At 71.9% G+C, this 22145-nt stretch carries 5 protein-coding genes; all 5 read left to right on the top strand.

All coding sequences use genetic code 11. The features are described from left to right. Positions 1 to 6 precede the first annotated feature (6 nt). The 5 genes from ADL08_RS38700 to ADL08_RS10960 all read left to right on the top strand — a co-directional run bounded on the left by ADL08_RS38700 (position 7) and on the right by ADL08_RS10960 (position 22133). Positions 7 to 2268, top strand: coding sequence for a hypothetical protein (locus ADL08_RS38700; RefSeq protein ID WP_053641894.1), 2262 nt, complete (start codon positions 7 to 9; stop codon positions 2266 to 2268). Positions 2269 to 2318: 50 nt separating this feature from the next. Continuing rightward, positions 2319 to 2885, top strand: a complete 567-nt coding sequence (locus tag ADL08_RS10975; RefSeq protein ID WP_053641893.1) for a YbaB/EbfC family nucleoid-associated protein — start codon at positions 2319 to 2321, stop codon at positions 2883 to 2885. Next, a complete protein-coding gene (locus ADL08_RS10970) occupies positions 2878 to 3186 on the top strand; it encodes a hypothetical protein (RefSeq protein WP_053641892.1) in 309 nt (102 codons plus the stop codon). Before ADL08_RS10975 ends, ADL08_RS10970 begins: the two co-directional genes overlap by 8 nt. Positions 3187 to 3312: 126 nt before the next feature. Further along, a complete protein-coding gene (locus tag ADL08_RS10965) occupies positions 3313 to 21612 on the top strand; it encodes a hypothetical protein (protein ID WP_053641891.1) in 18300 nt (6099 codons plus the stop codon). Positions 21613 to 21710: 98 nt separating this feature from the next. Continuing rightward, positions 21711 to 22133, top strand: a complete 423-nt coding sequence (locus ADL08_RS10960) for a hypothetical protein (protein WP_053641890.1) — start codon at positions 21711 to 21713, stop codon at positions 22131 to 22133. Positions 22134 to 22145: the final 12 nt, after the last annotated feature.

The raw sequence follows: 22145 nt of genomic DNA, 5'->3' as shown, positions 1-22145 counted from the left end.
GCGACCATGGCGGTAAAGAAGTGGACCTGGGAGGAAGGCCTCAAGGTCTTCATGGACACGACCGGGGCCTTGACGACCCGGGAGACGGTGGCCGGGCCGGGCTCGACGGACTGGTCCGACTTCGGCACCTTCCGCATCGAGAAGAACGTCGCCTTCAGCAAGGACTACAGCAAGATCTTCGACTTCTACTGGACGTTCGACACCAGCTACGGCGGCCAGTCGGCACGGTTCGTGGTCGGCTTCAGCGTCAACTGGAAGGGCTACTTCGACGACGTCAAGTCCCCGTACAACCTGTTCCTGAACGAGCCCTACAAGGCGCTGCTGCCCCTGGTGAACGGGACCTCGTCCGCGAAGACGGACATCGTCAACTCCTTCTCGTTCGGCAACGCGAAGGACCAGCTGGACGGGGTGGTCACGTGGCTCGACGAATGGCTCCCGCTCATCAAGGGCTGGGGGAACGACATGGACTCCGAGGGGAGCGAATGGCGGGGCAGCGCGGCCGGCGCGTTCAAGAAGTTCGTCGACGTGATCCACATGGAGATGAACAAGGTCAAGCTGGACATCAAGACCCCGCAGGACATCTCGAAGTTGCTGGGTGAGTCCAAGACACAGCTCGAGACGTCCTCCCGGGGGATGTACGGGGCATTCGAAGCGTGGAGGGCCAAGAAGGTGCCCCCCGATTCGGGGGCCGGGTACTCGGCCATGAACGGGGTGGCGCTGCTCCGGGCGGAGTTCAACCGTCTCATGACGGGCTCGACACTCACCGTCACCTGGCGGACGACGGGCACTCCGAGCTACGCGAACGGCTACACGTCCACGACCACTCCGGACTTCGGCCAGATCCTCGACGGCTCCAAGAACGACGTCAGTTCCCCCGACTGGGTCAGGACGGTCGAACGGAACGCGAAGAACGAGTGGCTCAAGACGATCGCCGACCTCGACACCGCCGCGTCGACCCACGTCCTCGCCCTGGACAACAGCTACCTGAAGCTCGCGGCCGCCCTGGAGGAAGGCGTCTACCAGCCGAGCTTCACCCTGCCGGGCGGGGGCAGTCCCACCGGGCCCGGCGGTGCCGGCGGCGGCGGGGGCCCGGGCACCGAGGACCTGCCGGGCGGCGGAAGCGGCGGTCCGGGCGGGATCGGGGGCGGCGGGGGTGGCGGGGGCGGCAGCGGCCTTCCCGATCTGAAGGGCGGCAAGGGAGGAGGCTCAGGCAATCCCGGTGACAAGAAGCCGACGGGCCTGCCCGACGGCCCCAAGATCCCGCCGGTCTCGGTGCCCACCACCACGCCCGGTTCGCCGGGAGGGGGGCCGGGTACGGGCGCGGGCGGCGGTGGCAGGGTCCCGCTGCTCGACAAGAACGGCAAGCCCGTCATGGGCAGCGACGGCAATCCCGTCCTGGTACCTCCGGGCTCCCGCATCGGCAAGGACGGCAAGGTCTACGACGCCAACGGCAAGCCGGTCCTGGGTACGGGTGGCAAGCAGATCGTCGCGCCCCCCGGCGGCAAGGTGGGCACGCCGCCCGTCAAGGACGAGACCCAGACGGGCGGACTCCCGGGCTCCAACTACGACCGCATCCGGCTTCCCGAAGGCGCGAAAGTCCTCGCGGACGGCACCGTGGTCGACGCCAAGGGCAAGCAGCTGCTCGACTCCAACGGCAACCCCTACGCCCTCCCCAAGGGAGCCACCCTCAAGGACGGCATCGTCGTCGACGCGAACGGCAACCCGATCAGCCGCATGCACCAGCTGCTCACCAACGCCGAGCACGCCGTCGACTCGCCCCCCGTACGGAAGATCACCACCGGCGGTGGCGGCTCGGGCGGAGACAACAAGCTGATCCTCGACGGGTACGGCTCGCGCGGCGGCGGCAACAGGTTCACCCTCGACGGCGGCGGTTCGGGCGGCAGCGGCGACGGTCCCCGGCTGAAGGGCGGCTCCTCGGTCGTCACCGGCACCGGGGGGCTTGGCGAGCGGGCCGCGCGCATGCTCGGCATCCCTCCGGAAGGTCCGCCGCTCACCGCCACCGCGACCCCCGACGGCCGGCAGTCGGGCGGCGGCACCGGAGGCGGAGGGACAGGAGGTGGCGGCACCGGAAGCGGCGGCGCGCAGATGCCGCAGTCCCCGATGATGCCCCCGATGAGTCCCGGCGCCGGAGCGGGCGCGGGCGGACCCAACCAGGGCAACGACCGGCAGCGCACCACCTGGCTGACCGAGGACGAGGAGACCTGGGGCACCGACACCGGCTCCGTCAGCGGAGTCATCGGACGCTGACGTCCACCCGTCACCGACACCACCCATCCCAGCAGCACGAAAGGCGTACCATGGCCATCGACTTCGACGGCATCCTCAAGGACGCGATGTCGGCCCTGCACGATCAGCGGGACAGGATGCTCGCGGCCAAGCGCGAACTGGACGCGGCGACCGCGTCCGTCACCTCCAAGGACCGCATGGTGTCGGTCACGGTCGGCCCCCAGGGCCAGGTGGTCTCGATGACCTTCCACACCAAGGCCTACCAGTCGATGGCACCGGCCGAACTGGCCGCGGCCCTGATCGCCGTTCTCAACGAGGCGCGGGCCAAGATGGGCAGCCACGTCATCGAGCACATCAAGGGCTTCCAGGACTTCGGCGGACACCTGCGCAGCGTGACCGGCCTCGCCGGCACGCCCGACGACATGGACGAACTCCTCAAGCCGCTGCGGGCGATGGCCCCGTCCTTCGGCCTGGAGAAGGCCCAGGAGGAGGCGAAGGCGGCCCGGCAGCAGGAGTTCGCCGCCGAGGAGGAGGCAGCCGCCCGCCGCGCCTCCGAACAGGCAGCCAAGCAGGAGGAGTTCGCCACGCAGGCCGAGAGCCGTATCCCCACCGGGAAGCAGGAGGAGTTCAGTGGCTGACGACCTGAGGGTACTGAGCGACCTCAAGAGCAAGTTCGCCCACTACGACGACTACCAGCGCTGTCTCGCCGACCTCGGCAAGGCGATCCTGGAGATCAACCGGATCAACAAGGAGTCCGCGGGCAAAGACGAGATCGGCACGACGTACCACGATCAGGTCGACAAGCCCACCGAGAACCTCACCGAGACGCTCTCCTACGTCACCACACGGCTGGGCACGGTCGTCGAAGCCGGCAACGGCACCTCCGACATCATGGACAGGTCGGACGAGGAGGCCGGGTCCCAGGCGGACGCCTTCTGAGCCCGGGCCGCCGAGCGCCGTCCACCCGGCGCCACGTGCGGGGGGCGTCCTCCCCCTGAACCGTGCGGACGGCTGCCCCCGTTCCACCGGGCACAGCCGTCCGCACGATCAGAGGACCCTCACGCCATGGCCATCAACCCGCCGGAAGGGATCGCCGACTTCCTCGCCTTCGTGTCGGGCATGGAATGGCCCGAGGCCGACGAGGACCTCATGCGGCGGGTGTCGGAGCACTACGGTGCCATCGCGACGGACCTGGAGACCCTGTCCGGGTACGTCACGGAGCTCATCCCGATCGTCAAGAACGACTTCGACGGCGAAGCGGCCGACTCCTTCCTCGTGGCCATGAACGACCTCACGGGCGCGACCGCCGGCGCGAACCAGCTGACGCAGACGGCGGAGCTGTCGCGCCAGCTGTCCGAGGTGGCGCTGAAGGTCGCCAACCAGGTCGAGTACACGAAGATCATGGCGATCCTCCAGCTCGTGCAGCTGCTGGCCGAGATCCTGTTCGCCACGCTCTTCTCGGCCTTCACCTTCGGCGCGGTGTGGGGCCCGGTGTCGGCGATGTTCACCGCGACCAGAGAGGGCCTCAACCATCTCTTCCGGTGGCTGCTCCAGACCATCATCAGCCAGACGTTCATCGGCATCACCGGCGGCGTCTTCCAGGACACGGTGATCCAGCTCTACCAGCTCAACGCGGGCCACACCACGAGCTGGAACACGGAGTCGCTCATCGACTCCATCAAGCAGGGCGCCCTGACCGGTCTGGTCGGCGGCCCGCTGGAGGTCGTCTTCCACTACGGCGGCAAGATGCTCGGCAGGCTCCTGGGCGGCAGGACCCCGGGCTCGATCATCAGCAAGCGGATCGACGACGTGCTGAACAAGGCCGACAACAAGCTCGGAGACGTCCCGAAGAACAAGAAGCTCGACGTCCCGCAGGGCTCGGCCGGCCCCAAGTCGAAGCTGAACGACGTCGCGTCGAAGACCGACAAGGAACTGCCGCCGACTCCGGTCAACAAGGCGAAGAACGACACGACGCCTCCCCCGGTCCCTCCGAAGACGCCCACCGAAGGCGGCGTGCCCGCGCCCGCCGCCCGCCCGAAGCCGGACACCGCCGCCCCCGCTCCGGTCACGACCAAGCCGGACACCCCGGGCGGCGCCACGGCCAAGGACAAGCCGAACGCGCCGGTCACGGGTGCCAAGGACGCCCCGGCCCCGGGTGCGAAGGACACGCCCGCCCCGGGCACCAAGGACGCTCCCGCACCGGGCAGGACGGACGCCCCCGCACCGGGCAGGACGGAGTCGGGCGCCGGTGCGACGGCGCCGGGGGCGGGCAAGTCCGCCGCCGGGGACGCGCCGACGACGGGCGCGCCCGCCAAGTCCTCCGATGCCCCGGGGACGGGTGGGGCCGCGGGACACGGCGCGAACCCGCTGGACGAACTGCTGGCCACCAAGGAGGCGCGCTCGGCGTTCGCGAAGGACGTCGGCGAACTCCTCGGCGGTGTCAACCGCCAGCTGGAGACCGGTTTCATGCGGTTCGGCGAGGGGACCATCGCCGAGGCCTTCGCCGACAAGATGGGCGACGTCTTCGCCAAGCACCTCAAGCACGAGGGCGCGGACGAGGTGGCGGAGGCCGCGGCGAAGCAGGCGGCGAGGGAAGCGGGCAAGGAGTTCGGCGACGTCCTGGCCCACCAGTGGGTCCGCCTCGGCGCGGACCATGCCGACCTCCCCGAGCTCCTGACCAAGGCGATGGGCGACCTGGGCAACCTGGCGCCGCTCAAGAACCTCGCCGACGCGATGCCGGACCTCTTCGCCCGCTCCGAACACAGCAACGCCCTCGCGCGCGTCTTCAAGCAGGAGAACCCCCTGCAGGGCAGCCCGATGTACCAGCTGGGCGGGGCCGTCGCGTCCCTCCTCAGCGAGGGCACGCACGAGATGCTGAGCGAGGGCTTCTACAACCTCGTCTTCGGAGACGGCACGTTCAAGATCACGGCGGGTCCGTTCGCCTCCGGCGTGGCCATGGGCGCGCTGAGCCACGGCCTGAACCGGATGTTCGAGCCGGTCATGGTCAAGTACCAGAACTGGGTCCTCAGCCACCAGTACGCCGAGAACCCGAACGACAGCAAGTACTTCGGGCTGCTGCACCCCATCAACATCGCCTCGTTCGTGGCCAACATGACAGGCAACCCGGCGCCATGGCCGGTGCCCCGCCCCACATCGGACACGACGGACCCGAGCTTCACGCGCGACATGAAAGACATGGTGAAGTGGGTCTTCTCCAACCCCTTCACCGGCACACCCTTCTTCTCCGACACACCCGGTGGCCCGGACGTCACGGTCCAGAGCGACGGCGGCAGCGCCTTCACGCCGCTCGACGTGGACCTGGGGCCGTCGTTCGCCGACGACATCGCCAAGGACCCGCTGTTCCAGGTCGAATCCGACGGCGACACGTCCACGGACGGCGGCGGGGACAAGGACTCCGACACGAAGGACGACGGGCCCGGCACCGCCCGTCCGACCACGTCGTCGGACCTCTCCTCCCTGCTGGGCGACGACACGGAGAACCGGGGCCCGAACCGGACGGAGGAGGACCGGCTCACGTCGCGCACCGCGACCCAGAGCGGGGGCGACCAGTTCGCCGCCCCCGTACCGAAGGCCACCGAGCAGTCGGCGGAGGAGCCCGCCGGCACGGCGTCCGGCGTCAAGCCCCACCCGCTCCAGGCCGAAGCGGACCGGGCCGCCGCCGAAGGACTCGGCTACCTCCTCGTCGACGTCGACGACACCGACACGCCCTCCGGCGACGCCCCCGCGCACCGGACGGACCTCGACGACGAAAGCCCCAGGGCCCCGGCCGCCGGTGACGACGGTCCCGAGGCCCCGGCCGGCGACAACGACGACCCCAAGGTCCCGACGGGCTTGGGCGACGACGGCCCGGAAGTCCCGGTCGACGGCGACGGCCACAGCCTCACTCCGTCCGGCGGTCCGGTACGGGACATCCCCTCGGGCATCGCCGTCGGCGCCCTCAGCCCCGCCCAGAACAATGCCCTCCAGGCGCTCCCCAAGCGGCCCGGTGTCTTCGTCGTCGGCATGCACACCGACCTCGACACCCCCCACGACCCCGCGACCGTCCTCAATGCCCTCACCGACGCCCACGACGACGGCCGGCTCGACGGCATCACTCGGATCCAGTTCACCACCTGCAACCTCGCCTCCCCCGTCCACGAAGCCACCGTCAAGACGGTCATGAGCGGCCTGTGGAAGCACCGCGCCAACGATGTGCCGCCGCCCGGCCCCGTCAAGGCCCTCGCCGCCGACACCCCCGTCTGGTACGTCCCCGGCGGGCGTCTCGTCACCGCCGCAGACGTCTCCGTCACCTCCGACGGCAGGCTCTCCGTCCGGCGCGACGACGCCGCCCGGCACGAGTACGCCGACACGGGCGCCCCCGACCACACCCCCGATGTCACCGCCCCCCGCTCCGACGGCCTGCCCGACCTGCCCGACCGGCTCGACCCGGTCGACGGGGGGGTCGTGAAGTTCGGTCCCGGAGGGGCGACTCCGGGGCCTCTGTCCCAGCACCTCACCCGGGAACACTGGGGACTCCTGCTGACCGATCCTTCCGGGGCCGACCTGCTCGCGGAGGTCGCGGACGGTGCGCGGGACGCCGACGGCGCGTGGAGGACGCTCGACGCGGACGCGTACCGGAGGCTGCTGACCCTGACCCTGGCGCCCGACCACACCCGCCCGTCCGCCGACGACGTGGCGGAAGCCTTCACCGCCTATGCGGAGGAGGCCGAGGCCGCCGCCTCCGCCAACGACGGCTGGGGCGGCCTGGAGGCCGTCGCCAACCTGGTCAGGGCGCTCCACCTGGACGCGTCGGACCGCCCGCTCGGGCAGGACACCGAGATCCTGGTCCAGCGTGTCCTCCTCGACCAGGGCTTCCCCCCGGTGCGGTTGTCACCCGAGGCCCGCACCACCGCCTTCTGGCGGGACTCCACGCCCCTCGTCCTCTCGGCCGAGCTGGCCCTCGGCATGTCCGGCCTCGCCCAGGCCGCGACCCGCCCTTCGCCCCTTCCGGGTACGGCCACTCCTTCTCCGGCACCGCTGCCGCCCGAGAACGCCCTGCGGGACCTGCTGCGGGAACCCGACGAGGCCAGGACGGCTCTGCTCCGTGACCTCCTGAACGGGGCACACACCAAGGAAGGCGTCTGGCGCACGCTGGACACCGACGCGTATCTCGCTCTGCGCGCCGGGATCGAGGGTGGAGAACAGAATGCGCTCGCGGAGGACGTGCGGGGCGCGCTCGACGGTGTCTTCGCCAAGCACCGGCAGGACCTGGCCGGGGCGACCGGGCTCGTGGGGCAACTCAAGGCCGTCGCCGACACGGTCCTGACGCTCCATCAGGTCACGGGTGTCCGGGCGTCCCCGAGCGGCGCGCTCACCGCCGACGCCGAATTCGTGGTCCCGCGCATGCTCCTGGACCTCGGTGTCACCCCGGTGAAGCTGCCGGCGAAGTACCACACGGAGGCCACCTGGAAGAAGCCCAAGATGCCCGCCATGAAGGCCACGAGGCTTCAGACCTTCGCGATCGACGTGGCCAGGGCCGTCGTGTCGTCGCACCGGTGGCCCTCCACGCCCACGTCCACCTCCACCTCCGCGGACAGCGGGAGCCCGGCCGGCGGCCCGAGCGCGGCCACGGGGCGGCCCGCCGGGGACGGCGCCCGGCCGGCCGGTGACCACACGTCCACGCCCGTCGGCGGTCCCGCCCTCGCGCAAGCCCGCGAGACGGGGGACGGACAACCGGCGCGCGGCCGGGACGACGACGCGGCCGGTCCGGAGGACTGGCGGGCGGATTTGAACGCCCTCGGCGCGCGTACGCCCGAGGACACCACCGCCCATCTGGTGCTGAACGACGCCCCGGTCCGGCTGGTGGGCCGCTCCGACAGCACTTTGCGCACCGACGACAAGCCGTACACGACGCTCACCAAGGACCTCCCTCAGGACGCGACCCACTGGCTGACGGTACGGATCCCCGCAGGGCGCGCCGTCGACTCGGGTGATGGGCGGCTGCTGCTCGGCAAGGACGACCTGGCCGCGGTGACCGTCATCGGTCCCGACAGCGAACTGACCACGATCCAGAAGTTCCAGCAGAGCTTGCGCGAGCCCGGCGCCGCACCGGACACACGGCCGCTGCCGCTGTCCGTCCTGACGCCCGTCGGACAGGTGTTGCACGCCCATCCCGGTCTGGACGACGACCATCCGATGGTGCGGGCCGCCCGGCGCGTCATGTACGCCGAGGCGTCCCGGGAGGCCGAACTGCGGCTGGGCACGGCGCTCGCCGCGCGGGAGGACGTCCAGCGGGAGGTACGGCAGCTGGTCCGGCAGATCTGGAACAGGATCGAGAAGGAGCCCGTCGCCAGGACCCGTACCGGTGAAGAGGTCGACCGCATCGCGCTGCTGGGGTCCCCGGAGGCGTCGGCGAGCGGCTCCGTGGGCAACGATCCCGGCACGCTCAAGGCCGTCGTCACCGACGGGAACGTGCGTGAGCAGATGCACCTGCTCGGCAACGTCGTGCACAGCAACGCGGTGTACGGCAACGTCACCAAGCCCCTCCTGAAGTTCACGAAGCCCGAGCCGCCGATCCTCAGCGGCGACTGGGCGAACCAGCAGCGGGCCGCCGCGCTCATCGAAGACCTCGAGGCCCTGCCGAAGTCCCCGGCGCGTGACGAGCGCATCGCCGAGATCGAACGCGGGCTGCGGACCGCTCTGCGTCCGGACGAGGTGAATCCGCCTCTGAGCGATCGCGAGCGCAGGCACGCGCTGCGGGACGACCAGCTGCTGTGGGAGCCCGGTGAGCGGCGCACCGGGATCAAGATGATCGCCGAGAGTCAGGTGACCGCGGACAGCACCGGCGGGCTGATGAGCGCGGGTACGTCCAACACGACGTACTTCACGCTCGCCCTCGTCCACGCGATGAGCAAGCAGTGGAAGATCCCGGTCGACTACCAGCTGGTGCGCCTCGCGCTGCTGGTCGACATGCTGCCCGTCGGCCACCACACCTTTCACGAGATCATGCGGGCCGCCGACGCGTTCGAGCGGGACGTGCTGGCGAGGGAACCCGGCCACACCCCCGGCACCCTGGAGTACGGCGACGACTGGGGCAGGTTCCGGTCTCTTCCGCCGCTGACCGAGAGCGAGCTGCGCGCCGCCATGCCCGGCGGAAGGTTCCCGGACGAGGTCGCGCTGGGTCTCGAGCCCGGTGAGACGACACCGGTGGACTCGCCGGACCCGGCCCACGTCCCGGTCGCCGTCGCCCCGCGCGACGCGCGGGCGCCTCGCGGGGACGAGTGGTCCGTTCTGCTGGACCGTCTTCCCGGCGACAGGAACCGGCTGGAGCCGCTGCTCGGGGAACTCCTGGGCGGGACGCCGGGCAAGACCCGTGACTGGCGGCGTGTCCACGCCGATTCCTATCAGGAGCTGCGGAGCCGTCTCATCGGGGACGTCGAGCCGGACGCCCAGACCGGCGTACGCGACGAAGTCACCTCGATCATGGAGCGGCTGATCCCGCAGCCGGAGGACACCACCGCGGTGGACCCCGAGGAGTCGGCGCACCCCGGCGGGGCCGACCCGCACGCGGAACTCGACGGCATCTTCGATCAGTACTACTCCGCCATGGCGGCGGCCGGTACGGACCGCACCCGTCTGGCGGCCGTCGCGGATGTCATCGGGGAACTCCAGACGTACCAGGCGCGGCATGAGCCGGGCGCGACGGTCCCTCCGCCGCCGGACTCCGTGGTGCCGGCCGACACCCTCGTCCTGGTGCAGCACCTGCTGGTCGCCCAGGGGTACACCCCGGCCCTGCTGGGAGAGGAAAGCGGCACGGCGGGGTTCTGGCAGCGGCCCGCGGACCAGGTGGCGGCCGACCTGATCGCCGGCATGGGCGAGTTCGCCCGGTCACAGCCCGTACGCACCATCCCCGCCGGCATCGCCGTCGGCCCCCTCAGCCCCGGCCAGAGCAGAGCCCTCAGCTCCGTGCCGCGGCAGTCCGGACGTTTCGTCGTGGGCTGGCACACCGACCCGGCGAGCCCGCCCGACACGGACGCCGTTCTCAGGACACTCGTCGACGCCCACGACAGCGGAAGGCTGGACGGCGTCACCGAGATCCAGTTCACCGGCTGCGACCTGGCCACACCCCTCCACGAAACCACCGTCCGAACGGTCATGAGCGGCCTGTGGGCGCACCGCTCCCAGGGGGGCACGGATCGCGACCCCCTCACCGCGCTGGCGGCCGACGCCCCGGTCTGGTCCGTGCCGGGCTCCCCTCTCTTCACGGCCCGTCACGTCGGGATCACCGCCGACGGCAGGATCACCGTCCTCGGCGACCCCCCGGCGCGCTGGCACCGCTACACCGACACCGGCACGTCCGACCACACCCCCGACAAGACGGTCACCGACCGGGACGGAGCTCCCGCCGACGCGGTCCGTGACGCCGGCACCGACATGCCCGACCACCCCGGAGCGGTGCGGTTCGGCGACGAGAACGAGGCGTCACTGACCGTGGTGTTCGGGCCCGGTGGGGAACCCTCCACACCGCGGCAGGTGACCGTACGGTTCCCGGAGAAGGGAAAGAGCCTCAGCGAGGACCAGCGAGCGGAGCTCGACGCGTTCGCGCGTGACCTGCGGCCCGAGCTGGAGCGCCGGCGGCGGGACGGCGAGCCGAAGCTCGAGGTCACCGTCACCGCGGGGGGCAACAACCGCTTCCCCGGGCGGGCGAAGCAGGCTGCCGACGCGCGCGTCACCGCCCTCGTCGCCGCGCTGTCCGACAGCCTCGGGAGGGTGGCGCCGGAGTCGGATCGGACGCTGATCGACCACATCACGTTCGACCGTCGGCCGCAGGGCCTCTCGCTTCTCGACAGCCTCACGCCGACCGGTCCTTCGACGGCGGAGTCCCGGCGCGAGAGCACCGTCTCCGGCGACGTACGGACGCTGACGCCCTACACCGAGGAGGCCCGGGCGTTGCTCCGGCAGCTGCCCGACGCGGGAATCGACCTCACGCAGCTGTCCCTGGCCATCGGCCACGCCAGGGGCGACGAGTCCCTGCGCGGCCTGGCAGGTGACCCCGACGGCGCTGTGGCGAAGTCGATCGCCGAGATCCACCGGACGGTCAGGCCCTACCGGCACCCGGTACAGACGGGCGCCTCGATCTCGCCCGAACTGCTGACGCGGCTCCGCGAGTCGGCGGACGACCGGACGACGTACTCCCTGGACGAGCTGGTGTCCGCCACCCCCGTCTGGTCGACCCGGCAAGGACACGAGGCCGGCGCGGCCGACAACGCGATCGTCGAGGTCCACCCCTCGGTCACCTGGTCCGTGCCCCAGGCGCTCGGCGAGAACCGGGTCGTGTTCACCCCCGGCTCGCACTACGAGGTGACGTCGGTGACGCGTGCGACCGGCGGTCGGTCCCTGGTGAGGCTGCGTGAGGTGGATCCGCAGGCTCCCGAGGGCTCCGAACGGGGCCCGTCCCGACGGACCGCCCCCGGCGGCCCGGTCATCGGTGTCCCCGGCATGAGCTACCCGGGGCCGAGCCGTCCCACCGGTGACGGTCTCGCCTGGAAGAACAAGCGCTACGGGTACGCGACGAAGGAGTACGTCCACCGCGGCGAGGCGGAGGTCGAGGTGGTCGACGGAACGCCGTACGTGCGCTTCTACACCGCCGTGGTCGAGGAGGTCCCCCTCACCATCACTCCCGGTGTTCCCGGCCGGGCCACCTCGGCCGACAACCACAAGGACGTCCAGCAGGACCCGCGGACGGGGCAGGTGCTGCTCTGCACCGGCTCGGGCGACGCCACCATGTGGACGAGCATCGGAACTCCCGCACGCTCCGTCGCATGGCTCATGAAGTACCAGGCGGAGCACGGCGACGCCAAGAAGCCGCTCATCCGTTCCTACCTCGTTCCCCAGGACGTCTACCACCGCATCTCCGAGGGCGCCCGGCACCTCGACACTCCGGATGTCGCCGGTGAGAAACCGTCGCTCAACGTCGACCACTCGGGCGACCGCAACCAGTTCGGAATCCGCGGAGACGACCTGACGCTGCTCCGCGAGAGCATCCGTCCGAACTCCCTCATCACCTACTTCGCCGCCACGAAGGACCATCTGAGCGAGGACGCCGACGACCCCGGCCACACGTTCCCGAAGCACGGTGAACACCTCCATGTGAACGAGCTCCGGGACCGGATCGGCATGCCGGACTCCGAGGCCCCCGGCCTGAACGCCGAGTACAACCCGTGGATCTCGGGGGCCTCGCACCAGAACAGCGAGACCGCTCTCGGCCGGATATCCCGGAAGCTGCGCCAGCACCACGTCACGTGGAAGCAGTACCTCCAGGAGCCCGTCGACCGCGTCCAGGAACCCCTCCTGGAGGATCCGATCCCGTACGCCGCCAGGGAGAAGGAGCTCTGGAAGTTCCTCAAGGATCACCTGCGGTTCCTCGACGACACCGACACCCCGAGCACCGACTGGCCGGACCGGTACAACAGGTCCGTCGACCGCCTCATGCACGGGACGGTGGTCACCTGGGCCACCCACGCGGCACTCGCTCATGAACTCGCCCGCCAGGACAAGGAGGTCTCCGCCGACTTCCACGTCCCCCGGGAGCCCGCGCGGCAGGACTTCGCCGCCCTGCGCGAGTCACGGGCCGCCGAGATCGCCCTGCAGATCGAGACCGGTGAGCGACTGACCCGACTCAGGGAGGACGGAGCGCCGGTGTTCCGGATGCTCGACCTCCTCGGCGAAACGTTCCCCGGACTCGACGTCCGCTACGGCATGATCTGCGCGGCGAGTGAGGAGTACACCTTCTACGAGCACGCGCAGATGGTGGCCGGCCAGTACATCAGACTCGTCGACGCCACCGGCAACGAGGGCACCCGCCTGATTCCGGTGGACGCCGTCGTCAAGGCCATCCTCTTCCACGACATCGAGAAGCTGAACTCGAAGGCGATGTACGGCGCCGGAAAGGACGCGCACGACAACGAGCCGGAGCACCGCGGCGCCGTCGATCTCATGAGGCGCTACCGGAACCTGTGGGGCGACATGACCCGGGATCAGGTCAGCTTCGCCTTCCGGGCCTCACTCCTGCTCGTCGACTCCGACCCGATGGGCTTCTACTTCCGGGGGAAGGAGAGCGCCGACAGCACCTTCCAGTGGATCGCCGAGGCCGCCCTCCGACTCACGGATACGCCCATGGAGACGACGGAGGGCACTCGGCGTCGTCTCGTGGACCTCGACAGCGAGCGGCTGAAGACCATCCGCAGGCTCTTCCACGAGTTTCACCAGTACTACCAGGCGGACCTCTCCTCGTACACGAGCTACAGCCGTTACCACGACCGCCGGGGAGGAAACGCCTGGCATTCCGGAAAGGCCACGTTCGACAAGTACTTCGAGGCACCCGCGGCCGGACCTCTCAGCACCGGAGACCCCACGTCGGGAACCGGCCCCGAGCTGGCCGAGGCCGAGGTGCCCGTCGCCGGGACGGACAAGGACTTCCCGCGTTATCGCAGATTCGCGCTCGTCGACAGGACCGAGGGGCCGGAAAGGTTCGCCTACGAGACGCAGTACCGCAATCTGGCCGCGATGTTCGCCGACGACGACACCGTGAAGGGGCACTTCGAACGGATCGGAGCGGCGCGCCTCCGCGCCGCGGCCGGCAAGCTGGGCGACACGGCCAACGCACGGCCGGAGACACCGCCTGCCTCATCGGTCCATTCCGAGGACGACGACGACTACGGCTACGGCTTCGGGCTCCCGGGTGCGGACGAGGACCAGTTCGTTTCCCTCGGGAGCGGCGAAACCCCGACCCCCGCACCCGCTTCCGCTCCCACCACGCCGCGTGACTCCGCCGACCGGGTCGACGAGCTCGTCCTGGCCATCACCCGCTCCCACCAGGACAACGGCACCCACCACTTCATCGACCCCGACACCGCCCCGGGCGAGGCGGAGCGGCTTCGCGACGCCGTCGGGCGGTTCCCCCGTGACGAGCGGTTCTTCTCGCTGGCCGGTCACATCGCGGGGACCGACGGCGCGCCCACCTGGCGCGGGCAGCGGGTCACCGCCCGGGAGCTGGCCACCGTGCTGTCCCGGCTCGCCGACACGGGGGTGTGGGACACCGCCAAGCCCCTGCAGTTCGCCGCCTGCGGTCTGGGCGGGGGCCTGGAGCGGTCGTACGCCGCCGACGCGCTGCGCGCGCTCCGGGAGCTGCGGCCCGGTCTGTCGCTCACCGCGTACGCGCCCCGGTCCACGCTGTGGTTCGTGCCGTCGGTGACGGGTCCGTTCGGCACCGACACCACCGGCCCCGGCCACACGGCCGTGGCCCAGAAGGTCGTCTGGGGTGCCGACGGCACGCCCCGGCTCGTCCCCGACCACTGGGTCAAACTGTCCCTCCCGGTGGGCGAGGGCGCCGGGGTCGAGGCCACGGTGCTCGGCGCGCACATGCCGCCCGACGGTGGACTTCCCGCCGACGCGGTGCCGTTGACGACATCGGCGCCTCAGGGCTACCTCACCGCCGAGCGCGAGGGATCCGGGGACCTCTCCGAAGCCGTCCCCTTCGGGACCGGCGACAACGGCGAGGGCACCTCCTCGCAGCAACCCGTCGCCCCACCCGTACCACCCGCGTCGGACGCCTCCGCTCCCCCGCCCCCGCAGGTGCCGTGGTACGTCGCCCACAAGGCGCTCGGTGACGGGCGGGTCACGTCCGTGCTCGGCTCGGAACGGGTGGCCGAGGACCGGAAGGTCGCCAGGACCGAGCTGGAGCACGCCGGTGTGGACGCCCGGACGGCCGTCAAGGTCGTGGGGCGGCTGGCCACAGTGCTCTCCAGCGGCGACACCCGCACCTGGGACGCGTTCCTGCGCGACGGACTGGTCTTCCGCGCCAACGGCAGGGTCGTGGTGGTGACCGCCTGGCCGGCCGGCCTCGCGCACCACGCGGCGCAGGCGCGGGACGAGTCGGCCCCGTACGCCTCGCGCAACCAGGCCGTCACCAACCGCGCGGTGACCTCCGGCGGCAACGCCTCGGTCGCCGCCGGGGTGGACGCCGTGCTGAAGCTGGCGGGCGTGGGGAACCTGACCGGGGTGACCCCTTCCGTCAAGGTGCAGGCCGGCACCACGTACGCCACGGCCCGTACCTCCACGACGGACACCCAGGGCGCCGGCCGGACCGTGGTCAAGGCGACGCACGAGTTCGACGGCGACGTGCGCGTCCAGGTGCGCGTCCTCGACAAGGACCCGGGGCGCGAACGCACCGTGGAGCTCGGCACCTCGACGCGGCTCCGGATCGCCTTCCCCGAGGGGGTGGCGCCCTCGGGCGACGGCGCCACCTGGAAGGTCACGGATTCCGGCGCGCTCAAGTCGGTGCTCTCCACGGTCAACGCGGTCGCGCCGGGACAGCTCCTCGCCGATCTCGCCTCGACCCTGCACAGGGCCGGGTTCGCCCCGGACGTCACCGCGGCGTTCGTCTCCGAGGTCAGCCAGGAGTTCTTCAACGAGAAGGCGTTCAAGGACGGCAACCAGTGGTGGAGCACCGGGAGTCTGTCCTCCAGGGTGTTCACGGCGGGCGGTTTCACGCGGAAGTCGCTCGCGGGGCACTTCCTGGTGGACGCCGAACTGACCGGACTCCAGCACATGGGCCGGACCGGCGGCCCCCTGCGGGTGCGGGAGGACTTCTCCGACGCGTTCGGCGTGAAGTCGAGCAGCAAATTCGGCGACAAGTCAGGCCTCACCGCGGGCGCGGCGGCGCCGGCGACCGTCAGCAGGTACGTGCTCGTTCCCAGTGTGGAACTGGCCGTCAACGCGGCGCGTTCGCACAACTTCGACGTGGGCGGTGCGGACAAGAGCAAGGCGAAGCTCAAACACGCCGAGGAGGCCCAGGCCGAGTACCGCGCGGTGGCGCGGTTCCACGTGGAGTTCGTGTCGTCGTCGAAGCGGCCGCCCCTGTCGTTCGACTCGACGCTGGAGATGGCCGTGGGCGTCCCCGCCTCGCGAGCCGCCGACTTCGAAGCGCGGCTGCTCGGCCCGGACCGGGAGCGGTTCACGCCGGAGCCACCGCGCCGGGGCGACACCGCGCCCCGGCCCTCCGCACGCGTCCGGACCGTGGGCACGGCCGTGCGCGAGCTGCTGCGGTTGGCCCGCCAGGAGCCCGCGGCGAACAAAGACGTCGGTGCGTCCAGGCCGTTCCCGAGCGGCGGGCTGCCGGATGCGGCGGGACTGCTGAAGATCGCCCGGAGGCATCCGATCGAGATCGCCACCCCGGACGGCACCCTCCCCGCCGGAGCCCCGTGGACGAGCCTGCGCGACCGTCCAGGCGTGTCGGTCGTCCCCGAGCAGCGGGCCTACGCGCTCGTGGACACGGCCCTCGACGGGCCCGCCTTCCGCTACCACGTGGACGCGGCAGGGCAGGTCACCGCGGCCCAGCGCCTCGGCACCTCCACCTTCACCGAGCTGTTCGGCCCGCTGGAGCGAGGAGAGGGCGGCGTCGCGCAGCTCACCGCGCTGAGCGCCGCCCGGCCCTGGCTCGGGTTCTCGGTGCACGACGGCTCGGAGGCCCCGCCGCACCTCGTCGGAGCCTCCCGCCCGGACGACGTACGGCTGGTCGTCCACCGGGACGCCGACGGAACGCTCGATGTCCGGGGCATCCTGCGCCACCCGGTCGAACAGGCCGTGCGCAACCTCGCCGCCGACGACGGAGCCGCGGCACGGCCGACGCGGGTGTACGCCGACGTCGCCGCCGAGCTGGAGGACTTCGCCGCGCTCCGCGGCCCGGTGGAGGTACGGATCGACACGCGGTACGCACACGCCGACGAACTGGCCTACCGCATCGAAGGGAGCCCCCACCTGCGCATCCGTCAGGGCGACGACCCTCGCCGGCCGGTCGCGTACCTGATGGAGGTGACCGAAGGCGGCGCCCTGCTCGGGCCCTTCCGCCAGCGGGACTTCGGAAGCGATCCCGTGGAGCCGCCGGCCCTCGCCTCGCGCACCGGACTCGGACCCGGCGTGGTCGGTGAACTCCCCGGCGCGCCGAAGGTGCTGGAGGCCGCACGGGGCTGGCTCGACACCCATCTGGAGCGGACCGGCCTGAAGCGGAGGCTGAGCGAGGACGAGTACGCGCAGTTCCACCGGGAGCTCACGGCTGCCTTCGGCACGCCCGGCATGCGGGCCCGCTTCGCCAAGCTCCTCGGCTCCGGCGTCCCGGTCGTCCTGAAGGCGGGCGGCCAGGAGATCCGCCTGCACCTGCGCACCGAACTGCGCGACCTGCGGGGCACGGTCGGGGAAAGCGGCCTGTCGTTGACCCGTTCGGCGACGCACACCGCCAACCAGGCCGTCGGCGTCGGCGGCCAGGTGTCCTTCTCGGTCACCGGCGGCGGGACGCTGCGGATCGGCACCGGGGAGAAGTCCCGGATCGAGGTGCCCGGAGTCAAGGTGGGCGGCGGCGCCACGCTGTCGAACGTCAAGGACTCCGTGACCGCCACCATCAAGGCGTCCCGCGAGCAGGAGACCACCGGGGAGCACACCGCGTTCACCTACGCGGCCGTCCACCATCTGACCGCCACGGTCCACGACGGCAGGGGCGACCTGGTCTCCGGCTCGTCGCTGCGCGTCGAGGGAGACGACGTGTCCGCCGTGGTGCGTGTCGCCGACGAGCACCTGTCGGACACCACGACCGCCCATCGTGCCTCCACGGGCACCGTGACGGTGTTCCCGCAGGCCGACGCCCCGGGCTGGATCGACGACTCCGCCGTCCCGGAGTTCACCCTCCCGCGGGGCGGTCTCGGCGGCGTTCATCCCGAGTTCCTCGGCACCCGCCGGCTCACCGCGTCCGCGAGCGCACTCGTCGCCGAGCACGGTGGCGGAACCCCGCCGAAGGCCCGGGACGACGAGTTCGGACGGCACTCCGAAGACACGGTGGGCACCCTGCGCCGGGGCCTCACGCCGGAGATCGAGGACGCGCTCACCCCGAACTTCCTCCAGTCCCGGTTCGAGCGGCTCACCGGCCCCGACGGCGCGGTGTTCCCCCTGCCGCCGGACGCCGACGGCCGCGCGCAGGCGCTCGTGGTCCGGCTGAGGCTCGGAACACCGGTGCACGAAGGGACCGGTACGGGCACCAGCCTGGCGTACGGCGCGGAGACCGGCACCAAGTCCGCCACGGCCGACACCGGTTCGTACAACGTAGGCGTCGGGCTCGGTCTCGGCGGCTACGCCTCGCTCGACGGCGCGACGGTCGTCGCGAGCGGGTCGGTGGACGCCACCCGGACGCGCACGGACGTACGGACCGTCTCCACGGCGAGCACCGCCACCTCGACGGTGACGTACAAGGGCACGACCCACCGCTACCGCGCCGACGCCTACTACGAGATCAGCCACCACACCTGGAAGCCCGACGGGCGCCTCTCGACCGGCCCGTCGGCCCATTCCGCGCGGACGCTGCTCGTGAAGGTGGACGGCGGCGTGGAGCTGACGGTGCCCGACCACCGGGCCCGTGCCCTGGACATCACCGTCCCCGGACCGCCGCGGACCGCCGAGACCCCCGAGACCCGCTCGTACGTCAACGCCGATCTGGCCAAGGCCGTCGCGCACGTCGAGAAGCTCGACGCGGACGCCGTACTGCCCGAGGTCAGGAGGCTGCTCAGGACGCTGAAGGGGCTCCCGGACGGCCTGGACGACGGTATTCCCACTGACTTCTCGCGCGGTCTGGCCTCGGTGTTCTCCCCGGAGTCGCTGCGCGCCGGCTTCACCGCGCTCAACACGACGTCGGTGCGTCAGCTCGTCAAGCTCCGGCAGCTCGGAGGCGGCACGCGGCTGATCGGCGTCCGGGTCACGGCCACGGTCGGGGACCCGGTGTACGTGGGACCCCGGGACCAGGTCACGTTGGCCGCGGCCGACACCGCCACACGGTCGGCGGCGTCCGCGTCCGGAGCGTCGGACAAGGCGGGCGGGCAGGTCACCGTCACCGTCAAGGGGACGGACGCGACGGGGACGCCGCGCGGCGGGATCAAGGCCGGCGGCGGGGCGGACACGTCCGTCGGCCGTACGGTGACCGACACCGTCTCGGAGCGTGACCAGCACAGTCTGGAAGTCACGGGTACCGCTCAGGAGTTCCGCCACCCGGTCACGTACACCGTGGACGTCTTCGACTCCTCCGAGCCGCACCAGACGGTACGGATGGCGGGGGCCGCCCTCAACGCCCCGGCGCAGTGGGTCGACCGGGCCACGGACGGCCGTGCCGGGCGGTGGTTCGCCGCGCAGTGGGGCGGCCAGTGGGAGAAGCTGTTCCCCTCGGGGCACGCGCCGACGGCGACCGGCACGCTCCTCGGCGGCGAGGCCCGGCTGCTGGTGCCCGATCACCTGACGCGGCCGGGTGCGGGCCTCCCCGCCGAAGCCGTGCGGGTGTCCGGCCACGTCCGTCCGAACGGCCCCACGGCCGTGCCCCGGCAGGTCGAGGACCTCAACGGGGACCTGGCCCCCGCGCTGCAGGCCCTCTCCCTGCCCGGTCTTGACCGGGTCCTCCGGTGGCTGCCCGCCGCCGCGTCCCTGCCGCACCGGGTCGCGGAGGGTGACACCGGGGCACCCGCTCGCAGGGACCTGGCCCCGGCGACCCTGGAGGGTCTGCGGACCGACGTGCTGACGACCGAACAGAACCTGCGCGCCAACGTCAGGCGGCTGCTCGACGGCGGCTACACGGTGCCGGTCGCGGGCGGCGAGGAGATCACCGTGCGCATGGTCGTCCACCGGACCCGGCACCTCGCCTCCGGGGAGTTCGACTCGAACGTCGAGACGGGGGTACGGGAGCGGGAGACGGAGCGGGAACGGGAGAGGGCGACCTTCGGCTGGTCCGGCTCGCTCACTCCCGACGGCCGGGTGCACAGCACGGACACCGGTACGCCGGAGGGCCCGGGTGTCTCCCACGTCACGACGAACCTGGGCGTGCCCCTGGGCGTCGGAGGCGAGCGCGGGCACGGCTTCAGCACCACCCGCGGCGAGACGGTCGACGAGCGCGACAAGAAGAAGGGGACCCAGCACTACTACGAGGCCGACGTCACCTGGATCCTCACCGGCAGCCGGAGGACCACGGTCGAGGTCGTGGTCGACGGCGGCCTGATCGGACTGCTGCACGACGACGCGGTGGACGGAATGCTGCGGAAGCACGCGGATCTGTTCGGGCAGAAGCCGGGGCCGGTGGCGCAGGTGGAAGGAGCGGGCCAGGGCGCCTCCGAGGGCCGGACCGCGGACCGGAAGCGGAGCGTGGAGGAGGACCAGAAGCAGGAGCAGGACGCGGCAAAGGACCAGGCTCCGCCGAAGGAACAGGCTCCGGGCGACGATCAGGCCGGGCCGATCCCCGAAGTGAAGACCGGGCAGGAGCGGGAGATCCGGCCGAAGGTGGTCGGGCCGCCCGTCATCACCGTCACCCCGCCCAGCGGCGCCGACGCCGAGAGCACCCCGGACACCGTCCCGGCCCCCTCGGATCCGGCCCGCCTGGCTCCGCCGGCCACGCCCCCCGGGCCCGTTCCCGCCGTGACCGTCACCCCGCCCGCCGACCCGGCCGCCCTGCCGGCTCCCCCGGCCCCACCGCCCGCGCCCGCCTACCGGCTCACCGACTACGAGACGGCGGGGACGACGTCGCACACCCGCCGCGTCGGCGAGACGCGCGTGGTGGCGTTCGCGGACGGGGAGGACCCGATCGCGTTCGCTCTGAACGGCCCGTCCAGGGACGCCGCGTCCTTCCCGGCGTTCCGGCCCGTCCGCCCGGTCGAGGCGGTGGAGCGGCCCGCCCTCCGGGTGTCCGCCGACCACCGGCTGGCGGTGCCGGACCACGACGATGTCCGCGCGTTCTACGCGACGGCGGACGTCGTCGAGGAGGCACGGACCCGTCTGGCCCCCGCCGCCGCGGTACGGCTGGACGTCGATCCGGAGGCGTACGTCCGCTTCACTCGGGACGGTGTGGAGCACACCCTGCTGCGGGTCGCGGTGCGGGGCGCCGGCGCCTCCGGCTCCGCGCCCCTGGTGCTCGCGGGTGACCCCGAGGGACCCCACATCGCGCTCCGGGACGACGCGCGGCCCGCCCGGCGGGACGCCGACATGCGACGCGCCGTGGACGCCAACCTGGCCCACTACGGTCCGGCGCTGGAACGGATCGCCGAAGAGTCGGAGCGGTCCGATCCCGGGCTCTCGGACCCCCGGACGGTGCTGGCGCGTGCTCTGGCAGATCTGCGCCGCGTACGGGACGGGGGCGATCCCGCCGCCCTGGCGCGGGCCGAGGCCGAGGCGGCGCGGGCGTTCGCGGCCGCGGCGGGGGACGCGTACGGGTCCCCGGGGGACGACTGGCACGTACGCCTCGGTCAGGGGCACGCCGCCGTCACGCTGCCGGCCGTGGACTGGTCGTTCTGAGCCGGCCGCGCCCGGTCTGAACCGTGCCCGGCGTTCCGTACGTTCTCCCGGGGGCGTACGGCCGCCGGGCCGCCCCGATCCAAGGACAGGACCTCGCCATGACCGACCCGGAGTTCCGACTCGCCTCCGTCTTCGACCACGCGGGACCGGAGACGGGCCCGGGGTTCGGCCTCGACCACCCGGTGGTCGAGGACCCGGACCTGCGCGCCTTGCTGGTGGAGCGGCTGAACGCCGGCACGCCCGTCCTGATGACGCCGGTCCTCATGGACGACGTGCTGGACCCCTCCCGGGTGGCGGAGGTGCCGCTGAACTTCCGCACGGACGGGCGGTGGGTGTGGACCGACACCGTCACGTACTACCTGGAGCAGTACGCGCTCGCTCCCGAGGCCGGTCTGCTCGCGCACCTGGACAGGCCCGGCTACACCGCCCCGGGCCCCCTCGGCCAGGACGTCGTCGAGCGCGCCGCCGCCTTCGTGCTGACCCCCGCGCCGGAAGGGACGGAAGTCCACCCGCCGAGTTGACCGGTCCGGTGA

Source organism: Streptomyces sp. NRRL F-6492, from assembly GCF_001280125.1.
In the GTDB taxonomy this organism is placed as follows: Bacteria; Actinomycetota; Actinomycetes; order Streptomycetales; family Streptomycetaceae; genus Streptomyces.
The sequence above is the reverse complement of the archived record's forward strand: the minus strand, read 5'-3'. Positions and strand labels throughout refer to the sequence as shown.